22 protein-coding genes are annotated in these 25,365 nt (G+C 69.3%); 9 read left to right on the forward strand and 13 right to left on the reverse strand.

Going from position 1 to position 25,365, the window contains the following annotated elements:
- The first annotated feature begins 272 nt into the window (after positions 1-272).
- Both TA3x_RS13075 and TA3x_RS13080 read left to right on the forward strand, forming a co-directional pair.
- Positions 273-3,383: a PSD1 and planctomycete cytochrome C domain-containing protein gene (locus TA3x_RS13075; RefSeq protein WP_435021892.1), complete on the forward strand. Its 3,111-nt coding sequence runs from the start codon at positions 273-275 to the stop codon at positions 3,381-3,383.
- 14 nt (positions 3,384-3,397) lie between these two features.
- Positions 3,398-4,843: a DUF1501 domain-containing protein gene (locus TA3x_RS13080; protein WP_435021894.1), complete on the forward strand. Its 1,446-nt coding sequence runs from the start codon at positions 3,398-3,400 to the stop codon at positions 4,841-4,843.
- Positions 4,844-5,184: 341 nt separating this feature from the next.
- Here TA3x_RS13080 and TA3x_RS13085 read toward each other — a convergent pair whose 3' ends face one another.
- From TA3x_RS13085 to TA3x_RS13100, 4 genes are all read right to left on the reverse strand, one after another.
- On the reverse strand, positions 5,185-5,562 hold the full coding sequence (locus TA3x_RS13085) for a hypothetical protein (RefSeq protein WP_435021896.1): 378 nt from the start codon (positions 5,560-5,562) through the stop codon (positions 5,185-5,187).
- A 43-nt stretch (positions 5,563-5,605) separates the two neighbouring features.
- Positions 5,606-6,724: a Ca2+-dependent phosphoinositide-specific phospholipase C gene (locus TA3x_RS13090; RefSeq protein ID WP_435021898.1), complete on the reverse strand. Its 1,119-nt coding sequence runs from the start codon at positions 6,722-6,724 to the stop codon at positions 5,606-5,608.
- A gap of 112 nt (positions 6,725-6,836) precedes the next feature.
- Positions 6,837-7,475 (reverse strand): hypothetical protein, encoded by a 639-nt coding sequence (locus tag TA3x_RS13095; protein ID WP_435021900.1) that lies wholly within the window; start codon positions 7,473-7,475, stop codon positions 6,837-6,839.
- Positions 7,476-7,665: 190 nt separating this feature from the next.
- Positions 7,666-8,400 carry a 3-keto-disaccharide hydrolase gene (locus TA3x_RS13100; RefSeq protein WP_435021902.1) on the reverse strand — a complete coding sequence of 245 codons (735 nt, stop codon included), beginning with the start codon at positions 8,398-8,400 and terminating at the stop codon, positions 7,666-7,668.
- Positions 8,401-8,596: 196 nt separating this feature from the next.
- Between TA3x_RS13100 and TA3x_RS13105 the strand changes: the two genes are divergently transcribed.
- The 3 genes from TA3x_RS13105 to TA3x_RS13115 all read left to right on the forward strand — a co-directional run bounded on the left by TA3x_RS13105 (position 8,597) and on the right by TA3x_RS13115 (position 11,209).
- Positions 8,597-9,544 (forward strand): alpha/beta fold hydrolase, encoded by a 948-nt coding sequence (locus tag TA3x_RS13105; protein WP_435021904.1) that lies wholly within the window; start codon positions 8,597-8,599, stop codon positions 9,542-9,544.
- A gap of 70 nt (positions 9,545-9,614) precedes the next feature.
- Positions 9,615-10,340 (forward strand): ABC transporter ATP-binding protein, encoded by a 726-nt coding sequence (locus TA3x_RS13110; RefSeq protein WP_435021906.1) that lies wholly within the window; start codon positions 9,615-9,617, stop codon positions 10,338-10,340.
- Positions 10,340-11,209 (forward strand): ABC transporter permease, encoded by an 870-nt coding sequence (locus tag TA3x_RS13115; RefSeq protein WP_435022356.1) that lies wholly within the window; start codon positions 10,340-10,342, stop codon positions 11,207-11,209. Before TA3x_RS13110 ends, TA3x_RS13115 begins: the two co-directional genes overlap by 1 nt.
- Here the strand turns inward: TA3x_RS13115 and TA3x_RS13120 are convergent.
- The 3 genes from TA3x_RS13120 to TA3x_RS13130 form a co-directional block, all read right to left on the reverse strand.
- A complete protein-coding gene (locus TA3x_RS13120; RefSeq protein WP_435021908.1) occupies positions 11,197-11,697 on the reverse strand; it encodes a general stress protein in 501 nt (166 codons plus the stop codon). The two genes, TA3x_RS13115 and TA3x_RS13120, sit on opposite strands and share 13 nt — an antisense overlap.
- A 108-nt stretch (positions 11,698-11,805) precedes the next feature.
- On the reverse strand, positions 11,806-12,864 hold the full coding sequence (locus TA3x_RS13125) for a heme-binding protein (RefSeq protein ID WP_435021910.1): 1,059 nt from the start codon (positions 12,862-12,864) through the stop codon (positions 11,806-11,808).
- Between the two features lie 37 nt (positions 12,865-12,901).
- The gene (locus TA3x_RS13130) at positions 12,902-14,437 is read right to left on the reverse strand and encodes a S10 family peptidase (protein ID WP_435021912.1); all 1,536 of its coding nucleotides are present in this window, start codon (positions 14,435-14,437) and stop codon (positions 12,902-12,904) included.
- A gap of 259 nt (positions 14,438-14,696) precedes the next feature.
- On the opposite strand from TA3x_RS13130, the gene TA3x_RS13135 reads away from it, so the two are divergent.
- Positions 14,697-15,500 (forward strand): hypothetical protein, encoded by an 804-nt coding sequence (locus TA3x_RS13135; protein WP_435021914.1) that lies wholly within the window; start codon positions 14,697-14,699, stop codon positions 15,498-15,500.
- Between the two features lie 453 nt (positions 15,501-15,953).
- Here TA3x_RS13135 and queC read toward each other — a convergent pair whose 3' ends face one another.
- Entirely contained in the window at positions 15,954-16,712 is a 759-nt protein-coding gene (queC, locus tag TA3x_RS13140; protein ID WP_435021916.1) for a 7-cyano-7-deazaguanine synthase QueC, read from the reverse strand.
- Positions 16,713-17,128: 416 nt separating this feature from the next.
- Between queC and rpsR the strand changes: the two genes are divergently transcribed.
- Entirely contained in the window at positions 17,129-17,371 is a 243-nt protein-coding gene (gene rpsR, locus TA3x_RS13145) for a 30S ribosomal protein S18 (protein ID WP_435009509.1), read from the forward strand.
- 82 nt (positions 17,372-17,453) lie between these two features.
- Here the strand turns inward: rpsR and TA3x_RS13150 are convergent, their stop codons facing one another.
- Positions 17,454-18,989, reverse strand: coding sequence for a DUF1570 domain-containing protein (locus TA3x_RS13150; protein WP_435021918.1), 1,536 nt, complete (start codon positions 18,987-18,989; stop codon positions 17,454-17,456).
- A 136-nt stretch (positions 18,990-19,125) separates the two neighbouring features.
- Between TA3x_RS13150 and TA3x_RS13155 the strand changes: the two genes are divergently transcribed.
- Positions 19,126-19,671: a hypothetical protein gene (locus TA3x_RS13155; protein ID WP_435021920.1), complete on the forward strand. Its 546-nt coding sequence runs from the start codon at positions 19,126-19,128 to the stop codon at positions 19,669-19,671.
- A 46-nt stretch (positions 19,672-19,717) separates the two neighbouring features.
- Here the strand turns inward: TA3x_RS13155 and TA3x_RS13160 are convergent, their stop codons facing one another.
- From TA3x_RS13160 to hisF, 4 genes are all read right to left on the reverse strand, one after another.
- Positions 19,718-20,485 carry a hypothetical protein gene (locus tag TA3x_RS13160; protein WP_435021922.1) on the reverse strand — a complete coding sequence of 256 codons (768 nt, stop codon included), beginning with the start codon at positions 20,483-20,485 and terminating at the stop codon, positions 19,718-19,720.
- Positions 20,486-20,536: 51 nt separating this feature from the next.
- A complete protein-coding gene (locus tag TA3x_RS13165; RefSeq protein ID WP_435021923.1) occupies positions 20,537-22,294 on the reverse strand; it encodes a GspE/PulE family protein in 1,758 nt (585 codons plus the stop codon).
- A 70-nt stretch (positions 22,295-22,364) separates the two neighbouring features.
- The gene (locus tag TA3x_RS13170) at positions 22,365-23,558 is read right to left on the reverse strand and encodes a type IV pilus twitching motility protein PilT (protein ID WP_435021925.1); all 1,194 of its coding nucleotides are present in this window, start codon (positions 23,556-23,558) and stop codon (positions 22,365-22,367) included.
- 83 nt (positions 23,559-23,641) lie between these two features.
- Entirely contained in the window at positions 23,642-24,427 is a 786-nt protein-coding gene (hisF, locus tag TA3x_RS13175) for an imidazole glycerol phosphate synthase subunit HisF (protein ID WP_435021927.1), read from the reverse strand.
- A 299-nt stretch (positions 24,428-24,726) separates the two neighbouring features.
- Between hisF and TA3x_RS13180 the strand changes: the two genes are divergently transcribed.
- On the forward strand, positions 24,727-25,236 hold the full coding sequence (locus TA3x_RS13180; protein WP_435021929.1) for a hypothetical protein: 510 nt from the start codon (positions 24,727-24,729) through the stop codon (positions 25,234-25,236).
- Positions 25,237-25,365 lie beyond the last annotated feature (129 nt).

Raw genomic sequence — 25,365 nt, forward strand, 5'->3', positions numbered from 1 at the left:
GCCCCGCCCGCCGCGCCGACGGTGGGCGGGGACGCTTGCCGATGCAACCCTTGTTTGATCCTTCCCCTTCCCGTACAATGGACCGGTCGACCGCACCCGGGTCGTCCTCCCGCCTGCCCACCCGCGACCGAATCCCGAAATCATGCCCCGGCCGCCCGCCCGATCCGGCGGAGTGTGCCCGGGATGTCGCCCCCCGGCGTCGAACCGCCGGGCCATCGCGACCCGCGCCCGGCCCGAATCCCTCGCCGCACGAAACCCGAGGTCCATCGCCGATGACTCGACCCTGCTGGTATCGACCCTCGGTCTTCCTCGCGATCGCCGCGGCGATGGTCTCGATCACGCCCCCGGCCGGCGCGGGCGACCGTCTGGAATTCAACCGGGATATCCGGCCGATCCTCTCGGAAAACTGCTTCCTCTGCCACGGGCCGGACAAGGCCCACCGCGAGGCCGACCTCCGGCTCGACGACCGAGACGCCGCGATCGCCCTGGATGCGATCGTCCCCGGCAAGCCGGAGGAGAGCACGCTGGTCGAGCGGATCCTGAGCGAAGAGAAGACGGAGATGATGCCCCCGCCGTCGTCGGCCAAGTCGCTGACGGCCGCCCAGAAGGACACCCTCCGCCGCTGGATCGCCCAGGGGGCCGAGTATCAGCCGCACTGGGCCTACGTCGCCCCCCGCCGGCCCGAGATCCCCGCGGTCTCCCGCCCCGAGTGGGTCCGCAACCCGATCGACGCCTTCATCCTGGCCGGACTCGACGCGAAGAAGGTCGCCCCGTCCCCCGAGGCCGACCGCCCGACCCTGATCCGCCGCCTGAGCCTGGACCTGATCGGCCTGCCCCCGACCCCCGAGGAGGTCGCCCGGTTCGAGGCCGACGCCGACCCGAAGGCCTACGAGAACCTGGTCGACCGCCTGCTCGCCTCGCCCCACTACGGCGAACGCATGGCCGTGCCCTGGCTCGACCTGGCCCGGTTCACCGACACGGTGGGCTACCACGGCGACCAGAACCAGAACATCTACCCGTTCCGCGACTACGTCATCGGGGCGTTCAACCGCAACCTCCCGTTCGACCGTTTCACGGCCGAGCAGCTGGCCGGCGACCTCCTGCCCGATGCCACGCCCGAGCAGCGGGTGGCCAGCGGCTTCAACCGCCTGAACATGGTGACGCGCGAGGGCGGGGCCCAGCCCAAGGAATACCTGGCCAAGTACGCGGCCGATCGGGTCCGCACGACCTCGATCACCTGGCTCGGCTCGACCATGGGCTGCGCCGAGTGCCACGACCACAAGTACGACCCGATCACGGCCAAGGACTTCTACCGCTTCTCGGCGTTCTTCAGCGACCTGAAGCAGTGGGGCGTCTACAGCGACTACAACTACTCCCCCAACCCCGACCTCAAGGGGTTCACCAACGATCACCCGTTCCCGCCCGAGCTGGAAGTCGAGAGCCCCTACCTCCAGCGTCGGATCGCCGCCGACGACCGCCGGATCGCCGAGTTGCTCGACCTCGCCTCGGCGAAGCTCGACCAGGACCCGGCCAAACTCTCCGCCTTCCAGGCGTGGCGTGACGAGGTCCGGGCCTTCCTCGACCGCAACCCGACCGGCTGGGCCACCCCGGCCGCCTCGACCGACGAGGAAGATGTGGCCGCCCGCGAGGACGGCAGCCTGCTGTTCACCGGCAAGCCCGCCAAGCCGGCCGCGAAGAAGGCGGCGAAGGGCGACGACGGGGCCGCGATCACCCTGGCCGGTTCGCCCGGCTGGGTCGCCGCGATCCGCCTGGAGCTCCTGCCCGCCGACGAGCACAAGGGCAAGATCGTCCGCGGCGGGGGCATGGGCACCACGATCCAGCTCTCCGCGGCAGTCCAGGGCGGCGACAAGAAGCCGACCAAGCTGGCGATCGGCCACGCCGATGCCGACCTCCGCGACGAGCGCTACGTCAATGGCTCGGCCGTGCTCGGCGTCGCCGGGTTGTGGAGGACCAACAGCCAGCACGCCCGGGAGCCGCAGACGGCCGTCTACCGCCTGGCCCGCCCGGTCCGGATCGGCGACGGCGAGCAGCTGGTCGTGACCCTCAAGAGCGACGCCGTGGGCCGCGTGAGGATCTCGACCTCCCCGTTCCTGCCCCAGGACCCGCAGGACGACGCGATCGACCCGGCCCTGCTGGCCGCGGCCCGATCCGACGAGCCCGCCGACCTGGCGCGGATCCGGGCGGCCTACCTGGTCGGGACCGCCGCCGACGAGCCGACGCTGGCGGCGATCAAGACCATCGAGATAGACAAGTTCGAGTGCCGGGGCGGCAAGACGATGACCCTGGTCTCGGAGGCCTTGCCCGAGCCGGCGGTGACGCGGGTCCTGGCCCGGGGCAATTTCCTGGACGAGACCGGCGAGGTCGTCACGCCCGCCGTCCCGCACTTCCTCCCCCAGCCGCCCGAGGCCGAATCCCGCCGCTTGACCCGGCTCGACCTGGCCCGGTGGATCACCTCGCCCGACAACCCGCTCACCGCCCGCGTGTTCGCCAACCGGATGTGGAAGCAGTTCTTCGGCACCGGCCTGAGCGCCGTGATGGAGGACGTGGGCGCCCAGGGGGAATGGCCCTCGCACCCCGACCTGCTCGACTGGCTCGCCCTGGAATTCCGCGACCTCTGGGACATCAAGAAGCTGGTCAAGACCATCGTGATGTCGGCCACCTATCGCCAGGACGCCCGGCTCCGCCCCGAGCTGCGCGAGGTCGACCCGTCCAACCGCTGGCTGGCGTCGCAGAACCCCCGCCGGCTGGAGGCCGAGTTCGTCCGCGACAACGCCCTGAGCATCGCCGGACTGCTCAACGCCGAGATGGGCGGCCCCAGCGTCTTCCCGTACCAGCCGGACGGCTACTACGCGGCGATCCAGTTCCCCAACCGGACCTATGAAGCGAGCCAGGACGCCCGGCAGTATCGCCGGGGCCTCTACGCCCACTGGCAGCGGACGTTCCTCCAGCCGATGCTGGCGAACTTCGACGCCCCGAGCCGAGAGGACTGCGTGGCCAGCCGGATCATGGCCAACTCTCCCCAGCAGGCGCTGACCCTGCTCAACGACCCGACCTTCGTCGAGGCCGCCCGGACTCTGGCCGCCGCGCTGCTCCGCGAGACGGCCGATTCCGACGCGGCCCGGATCGATCGGCTGTTCCTCAAGGCCCTGGCCCGCCCGGCGAAGCCGAAGGAGCGGGAGTCGTTGCAGGCGTTCCTCGCCGCCCGCCGGGCCGAGTGCCAGTCCACCCCGGACGACGCCGCCAAGCTGCTCCGCGTCGGGATCGCCCCCACCCCGGAGGACTTGCCGGTCGCCGAGCTGGCGGCCTGGGCCGAGGTCTGCCGGGTCGTCCTGAACCTCCACGAAACCATCACCCGCTATTGAGCGACGGGAAACCCATGACGCCGCACTTCGATCCCGAAGACTATCGCCGTGGCCTCCACCGTCGCGCCTTCCTGGGCCGCACCTCGCTCGGCCTCGGCGGGCTCGCCCTCGCCAACCTGATGGGCCCGAAGGCCCTGCTCGGCGCGGAGGGCAGCGCCGCGAAGGCGGGCGGGGTGGTCCACCCCCTGCACGTCCCGGCCAGGGCCAAGCGGGTGATCCACCTCTGCATGGCGGGCGGTCCGTCGCAGTTCGAGAGCCTGGACCACAAGCCGGAGCTTTACCGGCTCGACGGCCAGCCGTTCCCGGAATCGTTCACCAAGGGGCAGCAGCTCGCCCAGTTGCAGAACACGGTCCTGAAGGCCCGCGCCCCGTTCACGAAGTTCCAGAAGCACGGCGAGTCGGGCCAGGAAATCTCCGACCTGTTCCCGCACATCGCCGCGATCGCCGACGACCTCTGCATCGTCCGCTCGATGCAGACCGAGCAGATCAACCACGACCCGGCCCACGCCTTCATGAACAGCGGGTCGATCCTCAAGGGCCGGCCCAGCATGGGGTCGTGGCTCCTCTACGGCCTCGGGGCCGAGACCGAGGACCTGCCCGGCTTCATCGTCCTGAACTCGCAGGGCCGGACCGGGCTCCAGCCGGTGTCGGCCCGCCAGTGGTCGGCCGGGTGCCTCCCCTCGCGGTTCCAGGGGATCCAGTTCCAGTCGCGCGGGGATGCGGTCCACTACGTCGGCAACCCCGACGGCGTGTGCCAGAGCACCCAGAGGCAGGTGATCGACGAGATCAACCGCCTCAACGGCGTGCTGGCCGAGGACCGGCTCGACCCCGAGATCCAAACCCGCATCGCCCAGTACGAGCTGGCGTTCAAGATGCAGACCTCGGTCCCCGAGCTGACCGACTTCGCCGCCGAGTCCAAGGAGACGCTCGACCTCTACGGGGTCAAGACCCCCGGCGACGGCTCGTTCGCCTCAAACTGCCTGCTCGCCCGGCGTTTGGCCGAGCGGGGCGTCCGGTTCATCCAGCTCTACCACCGCGCCTGGGACCACCACTCCAACATCGTCGACGGCATGAAGTGGGGTGCCGAGGACGTGGATCAGGCCTCGGCCGCCCTGGTCTCGGACCTCAAGCGGCGCGGGATGCTCGACGACACCCTGGTCATCTGGGGCGGCGAGTTCGGCCGCACGCCGATGGGGCAGGGGACCGGCCGCGACCACCACATCCTCGGCTTTTCGCTCTGGATGGCCGGCGGCGGCATCAAGCCCGGCCTCACCTTCGGCGAGACCGACGAACTCGGCTATCGCGCGGTCAAGGACATCGTCCACGTCCGCGACTTCCACGCCACCATGCTCCACCTCTGCGGCATCGACCACCGCCGCCTCTCCGTCAAGTTCCAGGGCCTCGACATCAAGCTCACCGGCGTCGAGGCCGCCCACGTCGTCAAACCGCTCTTGGCCTGACCCCATCTCGGTCGCATCGCACGGCGCGGGTGGACACGCCGATGAACTCCTGATGTCTCATCAGAGAAGTGAGGATTGGACGGTCGGGCAATATGATCATCTCTGCCGTGTCAGGCCCGTGCTCGATGACCCGGCCACGGAGGGCCGACTTTCGAGCAAGGAGACGCTTCGGGTGGCTTTTGTTGGCTTGCCAACTAAGGCGCCAAAGAGCCGGTAGCACGGCGCTGGATGCCGCGTCCGATCGGTCGTGGCGTCTCACTTGCCTCGTCGATTGAACCGGCTATCAAGCTCGGCGCCGTGGTTGGCAAGCCAACAAAAGCCACCCGGCCGCTTGGATCATCCTATTCCTGGCCTTCGTAGCCGGGCAGCCACGGCTCCAGTTCGATCTCGTGCAGCGATCCGCGAGATAGCTTGATCCATAATTCCAGCACGCGAGCTCTTGTCACATCGTTCATGTGTCTCGGGTTGTCGCCGGCCTCTGCATTCTCCCAAACAAGCAACCCGCTCGGGTACGCCGCCAGATACCATTCGGACTCGTGACTCAGCGAGACCGACGTGTGCTCATCATCCTCGGCATCGAGTTGGCTGAGGATCTCCTGCAAACGCTCGACCGAGGGCTCGCGTTCGTCGCCACCCCAACGTGTGCGTGCGAAGAATCCCAGCGGCCTTGGCTCCATGCAGGATAGATCCGCCTCGTTCGCCACGGCCTTCCCGAGCATTCGGAGATCAACCAGGCAGGTCGGTCGATGCTTTTTGGTCTTGCTATCGAGCCGGTTCCAGGTCGATGGCCGGGTCGAGGCCGGCGCCGCTGACCGGGTTGGGGCGGGCGACGGCGTGGTTGGGGAATCGGACGGCGTAGGGGGAGATGTCGGGGCGGGGCTCGAAGAAGTCGGAGCTGAGGAACTGGGCGCCGCTGGCGAGGGCCTTGTCGCGGCGGGTGGGGTCGTTGCGGCGGGCCTCGGCGGTGTCGATGTCGGTGCGGGTGCGGACCAGGAAGCCGGCGGCGACCAGCGAGCGGATCTCGTCGAACTCCGCGATCGCGTCGTTGCGCTTCATCCAGGCGGCGGCGGGGTGGTCCGGGGCGACGTTGGCGAACATCGCGCGGCCCTGGAGGGCGGGGTGGTCGGCCAGGTAGTCGTCGCGGATCGACCCCTCGTTGTCCAGGGCGAAGTAGACCTTGCCCCGGCACTCGGAAAGCCTCGGCCAGCCCCGGGAGCGGATCGCCTCGGGCAGCGTGGCCGAGTCGCCCCGGACGTCGTCCGGCAGGAGCAGCCCCTCGCGCGGGAAGACCGAATAAATCGCCGCGTCGATCGTGTCCAACTCGGCCCGGCCGATGGGCGGGGTGGCCTGGAGGATCGCCCAGTCCTTGACCTCGACCAGCACCAGGATCGGGACGTGGTCGGGGTGGGCCTTGGACCAGTCGCGGACCTGCTCCAACGCGGCGACGAAGGTGGGCGTGGTGCTCAGGAAGTCGAACTCGGGGATGTGGAGGATCTTCCACCCGGGCCGGCGGAGCACCCCGTCGATGTCGGGGTCGGGTCCGGCGTCGCGTCCGAAGGTTTTGAGTACCTTACGCGCGGGGGGATCGGCGTATCGGCCCCCCTCGGGGTCGGGGTAGATGTCCAGCTCGATCTGGCGGACCCCGGCCCGGGACAACTGCTCGGCCAGCGGGGGGTGGGTGTAGTCGAGCGCCTTGGCCTGGGGCCGGAAGCGCGGGATCATCAGGTTGACGACAGTCGGGTAGGGGGCGATGTGGTAGGAATTGTGGCTGCCGACCACCTGGATCTGGTTGAGCCGGACCTCGTCGGCGGCCGGGGCCGGCGACGCCGGGGCAACGCCCAGCGCGAGGGCCGCGAGGGCCGTTCCGAAGCGAACGATCATGAAGGGCCGGGAAATCGATCCCGCTCCGATGGATGGGCGGCGGCGGGGATGACGACCGATCCCCGTGCCCGATCGATCCATCGGACCATGACTCGGCGCGCACGTCCAGGGATCATTTCGGCGGGTCGCCCGACGACTTCTGCACGCCGGGGTCCACCGTGGTCTTGGTGGCGACCGTGACCTTGGCCGCGTCGGGCTTGGTGTCCTCGGCCTTCTTCTGGGCCGCCAGCAGGGTGGTTGCCCCGAGCTTCCGCACCGTGTCGTTGGGGTCGATGTAGAGGTTGGGGACGGCGGTGGCGACCTCGGCGAAGCCGTCGGTGACGGCCGGCGTGCGGGCCCCCTTGCGGCGGTAGATGATCCGGCTCTCGGTGATCTGGAGCGTGTCCTTCTGGTCCAGGGACGTGCTTTTTTCGAACTTGCCGACCTTGAGCATCTGGTTCAGGGCGTTGACCCCCGGCTCGGTCTCGACCTCCACCTTGCGGGCGGTGTCAGTAACCCGCTCGCCGGCCACGATCTCCTCGGCCCGGACGATCTCGTAGCCCTCGGGGAAGTGGAGGGTCATCAGCTCGCGGGCCTGCTGGCGATAGTCCTTCTTGCCGTACGAGCTGTTGCGCGGGACCCCGATCACGCCGTATTCGCCGTCCTGGTAGACGTAGCGGGCGTCCATGGTCGTCGACAGGCAGCCCGGGCCGGAGGCGATCCCGAGCAGCACGACCAGCCCCGCCAGAACCCGGCCCCGTCCGTCCCTCATCCGCTCATGCTCCTCGTCCGGGGTGCGACCTGGCCCGACCATGCCCGCGGAGACGCCCGGCGGGAGGGGGGCGGCCGGATCAGGGGTCGGAGGGTTCGGCGAGGGTGCGGTGCGAGGGTGTCCGACGCGCGGATGCGGCAACCGATCGGCGGTCGCTTCGCATCCTACGCATCGACGCATCCCCGTCAAGTCAGGGTTTGGCATCCAGGTGCCGGGCGCGGAGGTTGCGGAAGGCGACCGGGCCGTGGTCGGACTGGATCAGGATCGGCCCGGTGGGCTTCTCCTTGTTCCGCCAGTTGTTGCCGGTGGGGGAGGTCACCTCCAGGTTGTCCTGCACGACCTGGCCGTTGAGCTTCACCGAGATCCGGGCGCTGGCGGTCTTGTTCCCCTTGTCGTCGAACCGGGGGGCCTTGAAGGTCAGGTCCATCTCCTGCCACTCGCCGGGGGGGCGCGAGGCGATCACGAGGGGCGGGTGTCCCTCGTCGATCTTGTGGTACTTGGGCTTCATCTCCGACCGGGGGTAGACCGAGCCCGAGTCCGTGCCGGTCGGCTTCTTGGCGCCGTAGCTGTCGAAGATCTGGACTTCGTAGACCGTCTGGAACTTGATGCCGGAGTTGGAGCCCTTGGGCACGACGAACTCGGCGTGGATCTCGACGTCGCCGAAAGATTCCTTGCTGACGATGTTCTTGCTCTTCTTGAAGTCCGGGCCGTTGTACATCACGGCCGAGCCCGGCTCGGCGACCAGCTTCTTCGCGTCCGAGGGGTCGAGCTTCACCCCGCCGACGATCGACCACCCGGCCGTCGGCTCCTTCCAGGCGTCCAGCGTCGAGAGGTCGACCCACCCGTCCCCGGCGCGGAGGGGGGCGGACCAGGCGAGCAGCGAGAGGCCGAACATCAGGGCGAGGTTGCGGGACGGGCGGCGCATCGGATCATCCCCGGGTGGTGGTCGGGCCGGTCGTGGTGGGCGTGGTTCGGCATCGATCCTAAAGACATCCGACGGGAATGCAATCCTCCAGGCCGGCGCAATGCGGCCCGGCGAGTGCTAGCGGACCGACCCGCGCTTGTGCGAACCTGGGACCCGGACGACGCCATCGATCATCCTTGGGATTCGGAGTGCCGCGATGTTTCGGAAGTGGGGTGCGATTGTTCTGGGGCTGGCGATCATCGCGGGGGGCGGAGCGTCGGCGGGCCGGGCGGAGGAGCCGAACTATCGGCGGATCGAGGACGTCATCTACGGGCGGAAGTTCGGCACGGCCCTGACGCTCGACGTCTTCACGCCGGTCGCCGACGCGAAGGGGATCGGCGTCGTCCTGGTGGTCAGCGGCGGCTGGGTCTCCGGCCACGACGCGGTCCGGCCGATGATCTGCCAGCCCCTGCTGGATCGGGGCTACACGGTCTTCGCCGTCGTCCACGGCAGCCAGCCCCGGTTCACGGTGCCGGAGATCATCCCGGACATCAATCGGGCGGTCCGGTTCGTCCGCCACCACGCCGGGCGCTACGGGATCGACCCGGATCGGATCGGGATCACCGGGGCCTCGGCCGGCGGGCACCTTTCGCTGATGATGGGGACCGACGGTTCGCCGGGCTCCGCGACCGCCGCCGACCCGGTGGAGCGGGAGTCGAGCCGGGTCCAGGCGGTCGCCTGCTTCTTCCCGCCCACCGACTTCCTGAACTACGGCAAGCCCGGCAATCGGCTCGTCCGCGCCGAGGACCTGGGACGGACGTTCCGCCCGGCGTTCGACTTCCGTGAGATCGACCGCAAGACCGGGCTGTCCGTGCCGATCGTCGACCCCGAGCGGCTCAAGGAGATCGCCCGGGAGATCTCGCCGATCACCCACGTCACGCCCGACGACGCCCCGACGCTGATCGTCCACGGCGATGCCGACCCGCTGGTCCCGCTCCAGCAGTCGGAGACCTTCCTGGAACGCCTGAAGGCGGCCGGGGTCCCGACCAGGCTGATCGTCAAGCCGGGCTACGGCCACGGCTGGCTCACCCTGGCCCGGGACATGGCGACCTTCGCCGACTGGTTCGACGAGCACCTCAAGCCCCGGGAATCCCCGGCCCATTGAGGGCCTGGCGTCGATCGCGGGGCGGCCGGGTCGTGGCCTTTCTCGGTGATCCAGGGTGGGGCGGTGTCGCATGGCCGTGAATCCGGACTGGCCCCGGGGCGAGGCGATCCGCCTGGAAGGCGTCTCGGTCCGGAGGGGAGGGGCGGAGATCCTCCGGGGCGTCGACCTCGCCTTCGAGCCCGGCCGCCGCCACGTCCTGATCGGGGCCTCGGGGGCGGGCAAGAGCACCCTGCTGAGGCTCCTGAACCGGCTCGACGATCCCGACGGGGGGCGGATCCTGGTGGGCGGACGGGACCTGGCGAGCATCCCCCCGCGTGAGGTGCGGGCGGCCGTCGGGCTGGTGGTCGCCGCGGCGCGGCCGTTGCCCGGCACCGTGGCCGAAAACCTGCTCTATCCGCACCGCGTCCGGGGCCGGTCCGGCCCCGACCGGGACGCGCAGGCCGCCTCCCTCGACGCCTTCGGGCTGGATCCCGCCTGGCTCGACCGCGACGCCCGGGAACTCTCCACCGGCGAGCGGCAACGCCTGGCGATCGCGACCGCCCTGGGGGCCGGGCCCGAGATCCTGGCCCTGGACGAGCCCACCGCCGCGCTCGACCCGGCCTCGGCACGCCGGGTCGCGGAGATCCTGGCGGCGAAGGCCCGGGACGAGGGGTTGCGGACCATCGTGGCCACCCACGACCGGGCGCATGCCGGTCGGCTGGGGGACGTGGGGATCCGGATGGATGCCGGCCGGGTCGTCGACGTCGGGCCGATCGCCGAGGTCCTGGGCCGGGCGGGAAGGGCGGGGCACGCGTGATGAAGACCATCGGGCCGGATTGGTGGGGCCTGGCCTGGGCGAGCCTGCCCATGGCCGTCGGGCTGGCCCTGCTGTCGTGGCAACGGCTCGGGCAGGTCCGGCCGATGCTGATCGCCACGGCGCGGCTGGTGGGGCAGATGATGCTCCTGGCGGTCTCCTTCGGTGCGATCGTCGCGGCGGACAGTGCGATCCTGGTGGTCGCGGTGGCCGCCCTGATGCTGGGCGTCGCCGCCCACACGGTCGCGTCGCGGATGTCGTCGGGCCGCCGCGTCCGGGTGGGCGTCGAGGCCTTCGCGGCGATGGCGCTGGGGTCGGTGGTCGTCCTGGCCGTCTCGTCGCAACTGGCGCTGAAGGTCCAACCCTGGTACGACGCCCGGGTGATCCTGCCGTTGCTGGGGATGATCCTGGGCAACTGCGTGACCGCCGTGGCGCTGGCGGCGGAGCGGCTCGATGCCGACCTGGAGGCGGACCGCGACCTCGTCGAGCGGTGCCTGTCGCTGGGGGCCTCGCCCCGGCAGGCGGCCACCCCGGCGCTGCGGGCGGCGGTGGCGGCCGGGCTCACGCCGATCATCAACAACATGATGATCGCCGGGATCGTCGCCATCCCGGGCATGACCACCGGCCAGATCCTGGCCGGGGCCGACGTCGGCTCGGCGGTCCGGTATCAGATCCTGATGTACCTGGGGATCGCCGGCACCACCACGATCGGCGTCCAGGTGCTGCTCTGGTCCCGCCTGCGCCGGGCGTTCACCCACGCCGAGCAACTGCGACGGCCCGAAGAACGCGAACGGCCGCGCCCCCGACCCGAGGGTCGAGGGCGCGGCCGGGATGGATCCGCCGAACCGATCGGGGACGATCAGGGGGCGTAGGTCCGGGTCGAACCTTCCTCGTCGAACACCCGGCGGACGGTGGCGACCTGGTCGTCGGGCACGTTGGCCGAGACGAAGATCCCGCCGCTCTCGATGGCCGAGGAGAAGTGCTGGGCCTCTTCCTCGGGGATGCCGGCGCCGATCAGGCCGCCGATCAGGCCGCCCGACGCCGCGCCGATGCCGGCCCCGGTGAGGGCGGCGGCGATCGGCCCGCCGATCAGGACGGTGCCCAGGCCCGGGAGCAGCACGGTGCTGCCGACCAGCGCGATGCCGATCAGGGCCCCCACGCCGGCGCCCGAGACGAGGCCGGCGGTCGCCCCTTCATCGCTGAGGTCGCCGACGCCGGTCGACTCGCTGATGGAGGAAGCCTCCCGGACATCCTTCATGGCCACGCTGATCGAGTCGCGGTCGACCCCATCGGCCTGGAGCCTGCGGATGGCGGCCTCGGCACCCGACCTCGCGTCGAACAATCCCACAACCGTACGCATCGCTGATCTCCCCCGGCGGTGCCCGCCCGATGGGCCGGCTCCTGGTGATGTTGCGCCGCGAGGATCGCGACGCCGACATCCTTAAGCATCAAGCAAACGTCGGGCCGCTCAGCGGGGCTTCGGCGTGGAGAAATCGCCGACCGGCTCGGGCTTAGCCGGATCGGAGGCCGCCGGCTTGGCGGTGCCCTTGAGTTCGGCCAGGAAGGCATCCACCCCGGCGGTGGCCACTTCCACATCCTGCTCGCTGTTGCCGCCGGCCACGCCGATCGCGCCGATGACCTGGCCGTCGACCGTGATCGGCAGACCGCCGCGGAGCGAGGTGAACTTGCCGCCGCTGGCCGCCGCCGCGTCCTGGATGCCCAGATTCAGCAGGAGGTCGGGCGATCCCCCGACGGGCAACGGGCCGCTCGCCTGGCGGAAGGTTGCCGCCGTGGTCGCCTTGGTGATCGAGGTCGCCACGCTGGCCGGCCGCGACCCGTCCATCCGGGCGAACGCCAGCAGGTGGCCGCCGTCGTCCACCACGGCGATGTTGGACTTCAGCTTCAGGCTCACTGCCTTCGCCTCGGCCGCATCCAGCGCCTTGCGGGCGCCGGCCAGGGTCAGCCCCACCCGGGATTCGTCCACCAGCGGGGACGGCCCCCGGCCGATGATCGGGGCCGCCGCGGCGGCGGGGGCCGGCTCGAAGCTCCGCTCGGGCTTGGATCCCGACGGCTTGGGCATGACCTCGATGATCGTGGTGGCGGCGGCGTGGACCCCGCGGATGAGCCCCTCGTCGGCCTTGCCGGCGCGGAACTGGTCGGTGAAGGCGTCGCGGATCGCGATCATCTTCTCCACCGTGAGCTTGTCGCGGAAGTTCCGCGAGGCGATCGCCTGGGCGCGGTGGTCCTTGTTGGCGATCAGGATGAAGATCCCCTTGTGGTCGAGCTGCTCGGCCCGGCGCTCGGTGGCCTCGTTGATCGTCTGCCCCTTGAGCGAGTCGATCGTCTCGACCGTGACGGCGAGCTTGTAGGCGCGGTCGATCTCGGCCAGCTCCGACTGAGCCAGGCGGATCGCGTCCTTGGAGAACATCCCGGCCTCGTCGATGATCGCGGAGCGATCCTGGGCGGACGCCGGCGCGGCCAGGGCGAGGCCGGCCAGCAGGGACAATGTCATGGCGATGCGTGTCATGGTCTCGATTCCGGAGAGGGATGGGGGTGGATGGCGTTCACTTCGCCGGGGCATCGTCCAGGAAGGCGCCGACGTCGGCCCGGAGCTTCGCAAGGGACGCGGCGTGGAGGTACATCATGTGCCCGGCGTCGTACTCCTCGACGCGGAGCCGCCGGCGGAACCCGGGGTCGAGCCCCATGTGGGCGAACGTGTACTCGGCCGCGCGATACGGGGTGGCCAGGTCATACAAGCCGGATGCCACCAGGACCCGGAGGTGCGGGTTCTGGGTCCAGGCCGACCGCAGGGACTCGCTGGTGTCGGCCGCGATCCGCCCGGTCGTGCCGTAGTCCCACGCGCCGACCCCCTCGCCCAGGACGAAGTAGGGGAGGTCGTTCTTGTAGCCTAGCTCGGACCGGACGTACTGGTTGAAGGCCGCGGTGAAGGCCGGGCGGATCGCCGAATAGCTCGGGTCTTCCTCCGGCCGGTCGGTCACGCCCAGCTCGTCGGAGCCGAGGAACCGGGTGTCGAACCGCCCCACGGTCCGGCCCTGGTCGCGGAGGAGTTCCTTGCGGAACCGGGTCGGCTCGATCCGGAGGTTGCTCCGCTCCACATAGGTCGGGTCCAGCCCGGTGAGGCTCGCCAGCTTCGCGGCGACCTCCTTCCGCTTTTCGGGGGAAAGGCGATCCCCCTGCATCAGCGCCACGGTGTAGTCGGACTCGGCCCAGCGAGCGGCCTCGGCCAGCGTCCCGGCCCGGTCGGCCAGCAGGTCCTCGCTGAGTTTCCGGTGATACCAGGCGGTGGCCGTGTAGGTGGGCAGGAACAGGATGTAGGCGAGGTCGTTCCCGCGATTGGTGCTCAGGGTCTGGAAGTTCAGCACCGTGGACATCAGCACGATCCCGTTGACGGCGATCCCGCGCTCGATCAGGCGGTCCGACAACCCCGCCGCGCGGGTCGTGCCGTAGCTCTCCCCGGCCAGGAACAGCGGCGAGCCCCAGCGGTCGTTGCGGGTCAGGTAGAGCCGGATGAACTCGCCCACCGAGTCCAGGTCCCCCTGGAGGCCGTGGAACTTCTTGTTCAGCTCCGGCTTGGCGGCCCGGCTGAACCCGGTGCCCACCGGGTCGATGAAGATCAGGTCGGTGCGGTCGAGCCAGGTGGAGGGGTTGTCGACCAGCCGGAACGGCGGGGCGGGGATCTGCGCGGCGTCGGGGAACTCGACCTTCCTCGGGCCGATCGCCCCGATGTGCAGCCACAGCGAGGCGGAGCCCGGCCCGCCGTTGAAGGCGAAGGTGAGCGGCCTGTTGCCGGCCGGGCCGGCCTCGTCGCGGTGGTAGGCCATGTAGAAGATGTTCGCCTCGACCACGCCCTCGTCGTTGGCGATCGGCAGGAAGCCCGCGGTCGCGGTGTACTTCAGCGGCTGGCCGGCCAGGCCGATCTCGTGGTGGGTCACCACCGGGTCGCCGGGCTTGCCCTTCTCGGCGGGCTTCTCCTCGGCCTTGGCGGCGGCGGCCGGGGGCGGGCTCTGGCCGAATCCGGGGGCGGGCAGGAGCGCCGCCAGTGCGAAGGTCAGCCGGGCGGTGCGGGACGGTGAGATCATGGGATGTGCGCTCGAACGTCGGGTCGGGCATGAGGCGGAAGCGAGCCCCGTCGGGCCCCGACCACCATAAACGGCGCTCGGAGCGGATGGCAAGGATCTCACGACCCGGACGGCCGTCGCGCGGATCGCCCGGTCCGGCTTGACCGATGTCCGAAAAAGGTGATAATTGAAAGAACCTCCCTCGCGTTACCCCATCGCGCCGAATTCGCCAAATTATCATTTCCGCATCGATCCGTCCGTTTGTTTGGGAGCTGGACCCTTGTCCAACCAACCATCCCGTCGCCTGGTGCTGAAATCCGTCCTGGCCGGCGCCTTGGGGACCTCCTGGGTCGGGGCCAAGGGTCAGGATCCCGTCCCGGTCGGCGACTTCCCGCCGCCCGAGCCGATCACCCCGGTCGTCCTCGGCCCGACGCTGAAGACGCACGCGGTCCGGCGGAACGCCAACGGGTTCGAGAACCCGCTCAACGGCAAGAAGGTCTTCAACGAGCGCTGGGTCGACGCCTCGGTCCTCCCTCGCGACAAGAAGGGGATCTGGGTCCTCGACTTCGCCTTCAAGCCGCTGCGGATCGTCACCGTGGACGTGCCGGGCAAGGGCCGCCGCGACGTGCATTACATGTACTATCAGGTGATCAACAAGACCGGCGAGCCCCGGATGTTCGTCCCCCAGTTTACCCTGGTGACCGACACCGGCAAGCGGTATGAAGACACGGTGATGCCCGCCGCCGTCAAGATCATCGCGATGCGGGAAGACCCGACCATCGACGACCTCTACGGCGCCGTCGACATCATGGGCATGGTCCCGCCCAGCACCAAGCGGGGGATCGACGACGCCGTCTTCGGCGTGGCGATCTGGGAAGGGATCGACCCCAAGGCCGACAAGCTCACCATCTACGTCCGCGGCCTGTCCGACGGCTATCGCGAGGACTCGGCGCCCGACGGCGGCAAGCCCGTGGTCCGCTACAAGACCCTCCAGATCGACCTGATCCGCCGCGGCGACGAGCACGATCTCAAGGAACGCGAGATCACCCTGCTCGACCCGCCCTACGACTGGACCTATCGCTGATCCCGGGTCAACCCGCGGCTCTTGCAGGGGGATTGACTCCGGGTTGAATCCCGGGGCCGTCCCCCGTTCGCATTGGCGGATGCGATGGGGGGAGCCGATGCACTTCGATCAACTCACCATCGGCATGATCTGCGCCTCGTTCGTCCTGACGCCGTTCACCGCCCTCATCGTCGGTTCGCAGGATCGCGATGATGTCGGGACGCTGTCGGCCTGGGTTGGGGGCATCCTCGGGGTCATGCTCCTCGCCTCCTGCGTCCCGCTTTTGGCGGGGCCGGCGGAAGCCCGCGCGGGGGGCTGGCCTTCATCATCTTCTTCGCGGCCCAGATCACGGGCGTGGTCTTCGGCTATCACTTCGCGCTCGCCCGTCCCGTCGATCCTCCGGTCGAATCGGTGGGCAAGAAGGGGCTGCCGATCCGCTGGGACGAGGAAGATGCCTGAGCCGGGTGCCTCCGCCTAGCGTTCGCCTTCCAGGGTCCGGTGCGTTTCCGGCTCGATGATGTGCCGGCGTTCGGGCTCGGCGTAGCCGGCGGGGTCGTCGAGGCCGAGGGCGTTGAAGGCGTTCAGGCGGAGCGTGCAGGAGTCGCAGCGGCCGCAGGACAGCCCTTCCGGCGTGGGGTCGTAGCAACTGTGGGTCAGCCCGTAGTCGACTCCGAGTTCCCGGCCCCGGACGATGATCTGCTCCTTGGTCAGTTCGAGCAGGGGGGCATGGACCCGGAACTGGCCGTGGCCTTCCACCCCGGCCCGGGTGGCCAGATTGGCCAGGGTCTCGAAGGCCCGGAGGAACTCGGGGCGGCAGTCGGGGTAGCCCGAGTAGTCGATGCAGTTCACGCCGACGAACAGGTCGAATGCCCCCAGGGTTTCGGCCCAGGCCAGCGCCAGGGACAGGAAGACGGTGTTCCGCGCCGGGACGTAGGTGATGGGGATCCCGTGGGACATGGCGTCGGCGGATCGTCCCTTGGGCACCTCCCCCTCGCCCACCAGGGCGCTCCCGCCGAACTGGCGGAGGTCGATCGACTGCTCGACGTGGCGCTTGACGCCGATGGCCCGGGCGACCTTGCGGGCCGCCTCCAACTCGACGGCATGCCGCTGGCCGTAGGTGATCGTCAGGGCATAAAGCTCGAAGCCCTGCGCCCTGGCCTCCGCCAGCGCCGTGGCCGAGTCGAGCCCGCCGCTCAGGAGGACGACCGCCCGGGGATGTTCATGGTCGGTCATGGGGGTTGCCTTTCTCTGCGACCCGACCGGCCGAGCCCGGCGACCGGAAGTGAGCGGTCGCGGATCCGGGCTTCGGCGGGAATTCTCGGCCCGATCCGTCGTCGGAGGTCCGCCGATCCGGCTGGGACTCGGCAAGGGATGGGGGGAGAGTTCCCGACCTCCGATCGTCGGCGAACCTCCCGGCCCGATTGTCGACCGCACCGGGGTGGGTCGGCAAGGGGTTGGCAATCGGCATTTCCCCGGCAATCATACGGATCCGGACGCCGGCCTCGCCGATGGGCCGGGCGACGCACTTGACGTCCGGCGAGCCTGGACTTAGATTGGTGGTTTCCCGATCGTCGGGCCCTGTCGAGATCGCCGTGCGTCGGCGCGTCGGACGCTTACACGTCGGATCTGAGGACGAGGATTTTCGCGTCATGCCCCGGAAGAAATTCGGTCGTAATCGCAAGAACCGCTGCCGGTTTTGCACCCCCGAAGGTTGCCCTCGTCCGGCGTACGTCGACTACAAGGACATCGGCCTCCTGAAGAAGCTCTGCACCAACCAGAGCAAGATGTTCTCGCGGAAGCGGAGCGGCAACTGCGCGGCCTTCCAGCGCGCGTCCAGCGACGCCGTCAAGCGGGCCCGCTTCATGGCCCTGATCCCCTACGTCGGCGAATAATCGCGGCCTCGACGATCCGACGACGAGACAAACCGGGCCGGCATCCCTCCCCGAGCGATGCCGGCCCGACCTCGTCCCGCCCTCAGCGAGGCCGGAGGTAGTCGAGGAACTCCCGGTCGAGGTCCGCGTAGCGACGGCCCAGCCGCGACTCCAGGCTCCGGCCCGACGCGTTCCTCAGCCGTCCTCGATACGCATCCTGGACATAATCCAGGAATCCCTCGCGGTAGCGCCCGCCCTCCGCCTGCATCAGGAACACCGCCAGCGCCATCGATTCGGCGTAGTGGAGATAGATGGCCGGTTCGGTGTTGAACCGCCACTTGTCCATCGCCACCAGATCCTTGATCGGGATGAACTCGCCGCCGTCGAGGAGCCGGGCCCGGGCCCGCTCGATCCTCGGGCCGACCAATCCGCCGATCCGCACCGAGCCGTCGGGCTCCAGGGTCAGGGTCTCGAAGTAGGTCCCGAACCCCTCAAACACCCAGTAGTTCCCCTGATTCTGACCGTAGTGGTCCAGCCCCCCCGTCTCGAACAGCAATTGGTGCGACCCTTCGTGGAACAGGGTGGCCTCGATCGGGAGCTGACCGCCGACATCGTTGAAGAAGTAGCTGGCCAGGCCCAGCGTCTTCGAGTCCTTCCGCGGGACGTACAAGCCCAGGCTGGCCCGGGCCTTGTCGCCGAGCACCGGGGCGACGTGGCGAGCATATTCGTCGAGCGTGGCGAAGTAATAAACCCGATGGCGCTTGCCGGCCGGGGTCGGCTTGACCTCCTTGCCCGCATACCGCAGGGCCAGCGGAAGCCGCTCCGGCACGACGAGGTCGGCGGCGATCGAGAAATACAACTCGTGGAGAATTTCCAGTTTGCGCCCGAATGAGATCGCCTCGGCGAGCGGCATGTTGGTGCCGATCTCGAAGTGCTCGGTGTTGATGCTCCAGCGGTTGGCCCAGTCCCGATGCCTTTCGTCGGCCTCGGCCGCCGGCAGCCAGCGGCCCGTCGCGCCGGGCTCCGGGAGTTCCCCCTGGCGGAGGTGGGGGACCCAGTTTTCGGGGACCCAGCCGAACGTCGCGTCATCGACCCAGCGGTTGGCCTTCATCGCGAGGGCATGCGGGGTCGCCCAGCCCCCCTCGTGCGAAACGAACCCAAGCAGGCGGCGGGCCTCGGGGTGGTCGGGCTTCCGCTCCAGGGCGGCGCGGAGGCAAGAGTCCGCCACCGCATAGGCCGGGGGCCGGGACCGGGCGGCCTCGCCGGCCAGGTCGACCAGGGCGGCCGCCGCCTCGTCGCGGATGGCCTCCGCCTCCTTCGCCCCTGGGGGCGTCTCGCCGGGAGGGGCGGGGGCCGGGACGATCGGGGGCAGGGGGACGAACCGGGTGGACCCGTCGCGGACGGCAGGAAGGTCGGGGCCGAGGATGGCGTCGGCCGTTTTCGCGTCCCCCTCGTTGCGCAGGCGGACCGAGAGGGCCGAGATCCGGTCGGCCTCGCGGGCGAGGATCGCCTCGGACCTCTTGCGGAATCCCCCGGCCTCGGCGGCATCGACCGGGGGGGCCGGCACCTGGGCCCGGGCCGGCGCAGGCGGCGAAACGAACCCAATCCCGAGCGCAAACGCGATCCAGGCGGCCCTCATGCTCATCTCCTCCCTGTTCGATCGCCCGGGCGGCGATCGCCATCTGCCCTGGACGGTCCGGCCCATTTCGAGCACGATCCGGGGGCCGCGTCCGACCCCGGCGGCATCGCAATCACCCGATGGAGTCTAACCCACGATGACTGGTTTTCCACGCCGAGTCCCGCCCGCGATCGTCCTGGCCCTCGGCGTCCTGCTGGGCTGGGCCGTGTCGTGGCACCCCTCGCCGACGGCGAAGGCCACCGGCGGGGACCGCTACGGCGACTGGGCCGTGACCACCGGCGCGATCTCGGTCCAGTACAACGACGCGACCAAGACCCAGGCGACCCAGGAGGCGGTCTACTTCCTGGATTATCGCGGGGCGCGGCTCCTGGCCACCATCCCCGCGATCAAGATCAGCCAGGCAGGGTCGAAGCTGGTCGAGGGGTTCGTCGAGCGCGACCTCACCGCCGACTTCAAGCTCGACGTCGAGCGGGGCCCCGCCCCCCACTTCCTGATGACCACCGGCACCCTGGGCGGCTATGGGGACGGGTGGGCCCCCCTGTTCGTCTTCGAGACGACCACCAAGCAGATGGCCGCCTACCGGCTCCAGCCCCAGATCGTCGGCGCCAGCGGGACGAGGCCGAAGTTCGACCTCCTGGAAATCCGACCGTTCGCCGGCCAGCCCCAGGCCCCGCCCCAGTGAGGCGGGGCGGGACGGTCCCGGCCGATCCGACCCGGGCCGGCTGATCTCAGGGGGTCGTCGGGGCCAGCCCGGCGGCCGCGCCGGCGGGACCGCCGGGGATGCCGGGCCCCGGGGTCCCCGGCGCCGCGGGCGGGGTGGCCCCGCCCTCGGCCGGCGCGGCCGGGGCGGCGCCCCCTTCGGATCCGCCTTCATCCAGGATGTCCTCGGTCCCGATCGGCCGGGCCTGCTGATGCAGCAGCAACCACGACGCCTTGGGGTCGAAGAGCATCGGCTTGTTCTTGAACTCGCCCATCCCGTCGGCAGGCCCGACCCCGTTGCGGGCGAACGTGTAGCCGGTGGTGTACTGGAAGAAGGCCAGGAAATCGCGGTCGAACCGGACCCCGTAGAACGGCTTGTACTGGTAGTCCATCACCCCCAGCATCTTCTTCTGCACCGGCGACGCCTGGTAGCCCAGGATCAGCATCGCGATCGTGATCAGGGCGGCGCCGACGCCGAAGACGATCCGCCCCAGGTGATAGACCGGGGTCGGGAATCGCACCATGGTCGGTGCGATGCTTTCCGTGGCCAGCCGGAGCAGCACGAGCGGGATGATGTAGAGCAGCATCATGCAGAGCGAGTCCGCATAAGGCTGGAGCATCTCCGGGAAGTTGTCAACGGCCAGCTGGGCCAGGGGCTCGTAGAAGTTGAACGCGATCAGGGCCGCGAAAAGCGAGTTGAAGAACATCAGGGCCGCCCCCCAGAGCCCTTCGCTCATCAGGGCGTAGGTGATCCCGGCGACGAGGGCCAGGATGATCAGGTCGATCACGGTCGACATGGGCGTGGGTCTCGGGTCGGGGGCGGTGGATGGTCCAATCGGTCGGGGTGATTACTTGACGACCCGCAGCAGCTCGTCGATCGAGGTCTTGCCCTGGATCACCTGGCGGAGTCCGTCTTCCTGGAGGTAGATCATCCCGTTCTTGCGGGCCTCGGCCTTGATGGCGTTGATCGACGGGTTCTCGCGGATCAGGTCGCGCATCGACTCGGTGACGACCAGCAGCTCGAAGATGCCGGTCCGGCCCAGGTAGCCGGTGCCGCCGCACTGGGGGCAGGGCTGCTGGGGCTCGGTCGGCTTGCGGTAGAAGACGTCGACCTTGTCCGCCGGGAGATTGGCCTTCTTGAGGAACTCGGGCTTCGGCTTGTACGGCTCCTTGCAGGTGTCGCAGAGCTGGCGGACCAGCCGCTGGCCGAGCACCGCCGTGAGGGCCGAGGCGATCATGAACGGCTCGACCCCGAGGTCCAGGAGGCGGAACAGGGCGGTGATCGTGTCGTTGGAGTGGACCGTGGAGAACACCATGTGGCCGGTGGTCGCCGCCTGGCAGGCGATGGTCGCGGTCTCCTGGTCGCGGATTTCGCCGATCATGATCACGTCCGGGTCTTGCCGGAGGATCGATCGCAGGCTGCCGGCGAAGGTCTGGCCGCTCTTGGTGTTGATCTCCATCTGCGTGATGTTGTCGAGGTGGTACTCGATCGGGTCTTCGACCGTGATGATGTTCTTCTGGAACCGGTCGATCTCGCGGAGGCAGGCGTAGAGCGTGGTCGTCTTGCCCGACCCGGTCGGGCCGCAGCAGAGAAACATCCCATGCGGCTGGGTGACGAGGTTGCGGATCTCGGTCACGAGCTTCGAGCGGAGGCCGACCTCGTCGAGCCGGCCCACGGCCGACGCGTTGTCGAGGATTCGCATGACCATCTTCTCGCCCGACTTCGACCCGGAGGTCGCCACGCGGAAGTCGACCTCGCGGCCTTCGAGCTTGGCCCCGAACGAGCCGTCCTGCGGCTTCCTCTTCTCGGAGATGTCCAGCGCGGCCAGCACCTTGAACACGTTGAGCACGGCGTCGCCCGTGGCCCGGTCGAACGGCTCGGCGGCGTGGAGGATGCCGTCGATGCGGTAGCGGATCGAGAGTTGCTCGGGCGTCGGCTCCAGGTGGATGTCGGTCGCCCGCCGGAGCACCGCGTCGTAAACCAGCTCCTTGGCCGACATGTACGACTTGGATTCCTCGGCCTGGGCCACGCGGCCGTGGTCGACCTTGGACGATCCCTGGCTCTTGCCCACGAAGGTGATCGGCGGCCCGGTCTTGCTGGTCCCGGTGTCGGACTTGTTGAAGATCCCCCGCATCCCGACCTTGTTCATGAGGTCGTTGGCCACCTCGCCGAGGTGGTACGGCGTCAGGACCTTGTCCATGTCCGGCACCGTCTGGTTGCGGATGTAGATGTAGGTGAACAGGGGGACGAAGTAGGACAGCAGCAGCAGGACGATCCCGACGGCATAGAACGGGATGGCCCAGATCAACGCCAGGCCGAGCACGCCGGAGGCGAAGATGATCGAGTTCCACATCTCGAACCGGGGGTTGGCCAGGTCCCGGCAGTCGGAGTCGACCCAGTTGGTGGTCCAGGCCCAGAGCAGGTAGATGCAAAGCACGGGGACGAACTTGAACAGGTTCAAATACATCCCCGGCCCGCGGGCCATGGTCGGGGACTGGGCCAGCAGGAGCAGGTCGCCGAACGAGGCGGCGTTCGCCGCGTCGGCCACGCCGAGGATCAGCAGGGCGAACGTCGCGAGCGCGAGGGCGTGGCGCGGACGGGTCATCGCAGGCCTTTCATGGACGGTGGATCGACGCGGACGGGGCCCGGCATCGGCCCGGGCCCGGGGCGTTGGCTTAGAGGATACCAGGTTGGTTGAGCGAAATCCCCTTGAGCGCCATTTTCAGGACCTCGACGCTCGGGGCCACTTCGAAGGCCGTCGCCCGCTCGATCTTCTCGTCGACCACGAGCTGGCGGAGGCTCTCGGTGAAGTCCTGCATCCCTTCTTCCTTGCCCATCCGGATCGCGTCGCCGAGCTTGTTGTCGTCCTCGTTGAGGATCAGCTTCCGGATGATCGGGTTGGTCCGCATGATCTCGTTGGTCGGCACCCGGGTGTTGCCGGTCTTCGCCGCGTATTCCTTGGTCGTGGGCAGGAGCTTCTGGGCCACCACGGCCTTGAGGTTGAACGACATGTTCTGCCGCAGCGGCGTGTGCATCTCGCGGGGGAACAGGTCGAGGATTCGGCTGATCGTGGACGGGGCGCTGGAGGCGTGGATCGTCCCGAACACCAGGTGCCCGGTCTCGGCGGCGTGGAGGGCGGCGCTGAACGTCTCCTGGTCACGCATCTCGCCCACCAGGATGATGTCCGGGTCCTGGCGGACGGCGTCCTTGAGCGACTTGTGGAAGTCCTTGACGTCGATGCCGATCTCACGCTGGTTGATGATCGACTTCTCATCCGTGAACGTGAATTCGATCGGGTCCTCGATCGTCACGATGTGCATCCGCTCGCGCTCGTTGATGTACTGGAGCATCGAGGCGATCGTGGTCGACTTGCCGGACCCGGTCACGCCGGCCAGGATGATGATCCCCTGCTCGTACTGGGTCAGGTCGGCCATGACCGGCGGCAGGCCGAGCTGCTCGAAGTTGGGGATCGTGTTGTTGACCCGCCGGGCGACCAGGCTGAGCCGGCCGCGGGCCCGGAACAGGTTGACGCGGAACCTCGTTTCCAGCTTGCCGTCGTAGACGATGTGGGCGAAGTCCGCGCCCCCTTCGTCGTCGAGGATCTGCCGCGACCGGGGCGTCATGATCGGGTACATCAGCCGCTCCATCTCGGCCGTGGTCAGCGGCGGGAGGGCCATCTGGCGGAGCACGCCGCCCATCCGGACGCACGGCGGGAGGCCGACCTTCAGGTGGAGGTCCGACCCCTTGTGCTTCATCACCATCCGGAACAGCTTGTTCGCCTCGGGCTCGCTGGTGCTGGCGACGGGCTCGATCGTCGATGCGGGCACGAGCGAAGGGGCGGCGGCGGCCGGTTCGGTCTTGGCTGACATCGCGTTCAATCCTCCGCGAGAAGGGACGCCGCGAGGCATCCGGGGTCGGTGACGGTTCCGGGGGCGGGGCGGGATCGCGCCGGTCAGGAGGCCGCGGCGACGACCCGCCGGACCGCGACGCCGTGGCGATGGAGGTGTTCCTTGGTCTCGGCGATGGTGAACTGGCGATAGTGGAAGATGCTGGCCGCCAGGGCGGCGCTGGCCCCGCCCTCGTCCAGCGCGGCTCGGAGGTGGTCGGGATGGCCGGCGCCGCCGGAGGCCACCACCGGCACCTCGAGAGCGTCGCTCACGGCGCGGGTCATGGGCAGGTCGTAGCCGTTGCGGGTCCCGTCGGCGTCCATGCTGGTCAGGACGATCTCGCCGGCCCCCAGGCGCTCGACCTCGCGGGCCCAGGCCACCGCCTCCAGCCCGGTCGGGATCCGCCCGCCGTTGACGTGGACTTCCCAGACCTCCGCCCCGTCCCGCATCACCCGCTTGGGGTCGATGTTCACGACGATGCACTGGCGGCCGAACCGCCGGGCCGCCTTCTCGACGAACGCCGGGTCGCGGACCGCCGCCGAGTTGATCGACACCTTGTCGGCCCCGGCGTTCAGCAGGGCCCGGATGTCGTCCAGGGTCTTGATCCCGCCGCCGACGGTGACCGGCATGAAGCAGACCTCGGCGGTGCGGCGGACCACGTCCAGGATGATGCCGCGGCCTTCGTGGCTGGCGGTGATATCGAGGAAGACCAACTCGTCGGCCCCCTCCGCCTCGTACCGGGCCGCGACCTCCACCGGGTCGCCCGCGTCGCGAAGGTTGACGAAGTTCGTCCCCTTCACCACGCGCCCCTCATTGACGTCGAGGCAGGGGATGATCCGCTTGGCGACCATATCCGGGGGATTCTCGATCGGGACGACGGGCCTGCGACGGGCGGATTGCCCAACTTAAATCATCCTACTCCATGCACCGACCGAATCCAAGGAGGAGGGGCGGAGGCGGCGGATCGGCCCCGCCGCGCCCCGGCAAACCGTCACGCTCAACGAACTCCGGACCAACTTCCGGCATCGATGCGTAGCGTGCCCGGTCCTGGTATCGTGCGGACGAACGACCTCCCCGACCCGACTCGGGGCCCCAAGACTCGGGACCGTGCCCCGGGCCTGACGACCTCGCGAACTGAGGGTAATCCACGATGCCCATCGCTCGTTTCCTGGCATTCGTCCTCGCATTGAGCGGCCAGGCCCCCAAGGACGACCCGGCGGCCTCGACGGATCGGCCCCGGGCCGAGACGCCCGAAGCGACCTTACGCGCGTTCATGGATGCGATGATCGCCCGGGACGAACCCCGTTTGCGCGATCTGGCGCTCCCCGATGACGATCTGCACTACCTCCTGAAGACCGCAACCAAGCCCAACCTGTTGCAGGTCACCGTGGCCCGCCGGAAGATCGCCCAGGTCCCGATTCGTGCGCTGACCGCGGGCGAAATCGTCGAGATCCCCACGCCCGGTGGCAAGAAGCTCCTGGTTGTCGGGCCCGACGAGGTATCGGACACGGCGGCTTTCCTCCTGATGGAGGGCAACCCGGTCCCGACCCGGATCCGCAAGGTTGACGGCCGATGGAAGGTCGATGCTCGCCCGATGATTGCGGGCCGGAAGGCGGCCGAGGCGGCCCGCAAGCGCCCGGACGACCAGCCCAAACCCTGATCGCCGCACCCCTCGTCAGGCCGGGCCAGGCCATCGGGCGGATCAACGAGAACGGCCGGCCCGCCGGGAGGATGATTCCCCTCGGCACGCCGGCCTCGTCGAGATCGAGCGACGGCCACCCGAAGGCGG

This window comes from Tundrisphaera macrotermitis (assembly GCF_051175315.1).
Taxonomy (GTDB): Bacteria; Planctomycetota; Planctomycetia; order Isosphaerales; family Isosphaeraceae; genus Tundrisphaera.

Bases quoted from the DNA above. Each gene is read 5' to 3' on its own strand.
- TA3x_RS13075 (WP_435021892.1), top strand. From the start codon at position 273: ATGACTCGACCCTGCTGGTATCGACCCTCGGTCTTCCTCGCGATCGCC.
- TA3x_RS13080 (WP_435021894.1), top strand. From the start codon at position 3,398: ATGACGCCGCACTTCGATCCCGAAGACTATCGCCGTGGCCTCCACCGT.
- TA3x_RS13085 (WP_435021896.1), bottom strand. From the start codon at position 5,562: ATGCTCGGGAAGGCCGTGGCGAACGAGGCGGATCTATCCTGCATGGAG.
- TA3x_RS13090 (WP_435021898.1), bottom strand. From the start codon at position 6,724: ATGATCGTTCGCTTCGGAACGGCCCTCGCGGCCCTCGCGCTGGGCGTT.
- TA3x_RS13095 (WP_435021900.1), bottom strand. From the start codon at position 7,475: ATGAGGGACGGACGGGGCCGGGTTCTGGCGGGGCTGGTCGTGCTGCTC.
- TA3x_RS13100 (WP_435021902.1), bottom strand. From the start codon at position 8,400: ATGCGCCGCCCGTCCCGCAACCTCGCCCTGATGTTCGGCCTCTCGCTG.
- TA3x_RS13105 (WP_435021904.1), top strand. From the start codon at position 8,597: ATGTTTCGGAAGTGGGGTGCGATTGTTCTGGGGCTGGCGATCATCGCG.
- TA3x_RS13110 (WP_435021906.1), top strand. From the start codon at position 9,615: ATGGCCGTGAATCCGGACTGGCCCCGGGGCGAGGCGATCCGCCTGGAA.
- TA3x_RS13115 (WP_435022356.1), top strand. From the start codon at position 10,340: ATGAAGACCATCGGGCCGGATTGGTGGGGCCTGGCCTGGGCGAGCCTG.
- TA3x_RS13120 (WP_435021908.1), bottom strand. From the start codon at position 11,697: ATGCGTACGGTTGTGGGATTGTTCGACGCGAGGTCGGGTGCCGAGGCC.
- TA3x_RS13125 (WP_435021910.1), bottom strand. From the start codon at position 12,864: ATGACACGCATCGCCATGACATTGTCCCTGCTGGCCGGCCTCGCCCTG.
- TA3x_RS13130 (WP_435021912.1), bottom strand. From the start codon at position 14,437: ATGATCTCACCGTCCCGCACCGCCCGGCTGACCTTCGCACTGGCGGCG.
- queC (WP_435021916.1), bottom strand. From the start codon at position 16,712: ATGACCGACCATGAACATCCCCGGGCGGTCGTCCTCCTGAGCGGCGGG.
- rpsR (WP_435009509.1), top strand. From the start codon at position 17,129: ATGCCCCGGAAGAAATTCGGTCGTAATCGCAAGAACCGCTGCCGGTTT.
- TA3x_RS13150 (WP_435021918.1), bottom strand. From the start codon at position 18,989: ATGAGGGCCGCCTGGATCGCGTTTGCGCTCGGGATTGGGTTCGTTTCG.
- TA3x_RS13155 (WP_435021920.1), top strand. From the start codon at position 19,126: ATGACTGGTTTTCCACGCCGAGTCCCGCCCGCGATCGTCCTGGCCCTC.
- TA3x_RS13160 (WP_435021922.1), bottom strand. From the start codon at position 20,485: ATGTCGACCGTGATCGACCTGATCATCCTGGCCCTCGTCGCCGGGATC.
- TA3x_RS13165 (WP_435021923.1), bottom strand. From the start codon at position 22,294: ATGACCCGTCCGCGCCACGCCCTCGCGCTCGCGACGTTCGCCCTGCTG.
- TA3x_RS13170 (WP_435021925.1), bottom strand. From the start codon at position 23,558: ATGTCAGCCAAGACCGAACCGGCCGCCGCCGCCCCTTCGCTCGTGCCC.
- hisF (WP_435021927.1), bottom strand. From the start codon at position 24,427: ATGGTCGCCAAGCGGATCATCCCCTGCCTCGACGTCAATGAGGGGCGC.
- TA3x_RS13180 (WP_435021929.1), top strand. From the start codon at position 24,727: ATGCCCATCGCTCGTTTCCTGGCATTCGTCCTCGCATTGAGCGGCCAG.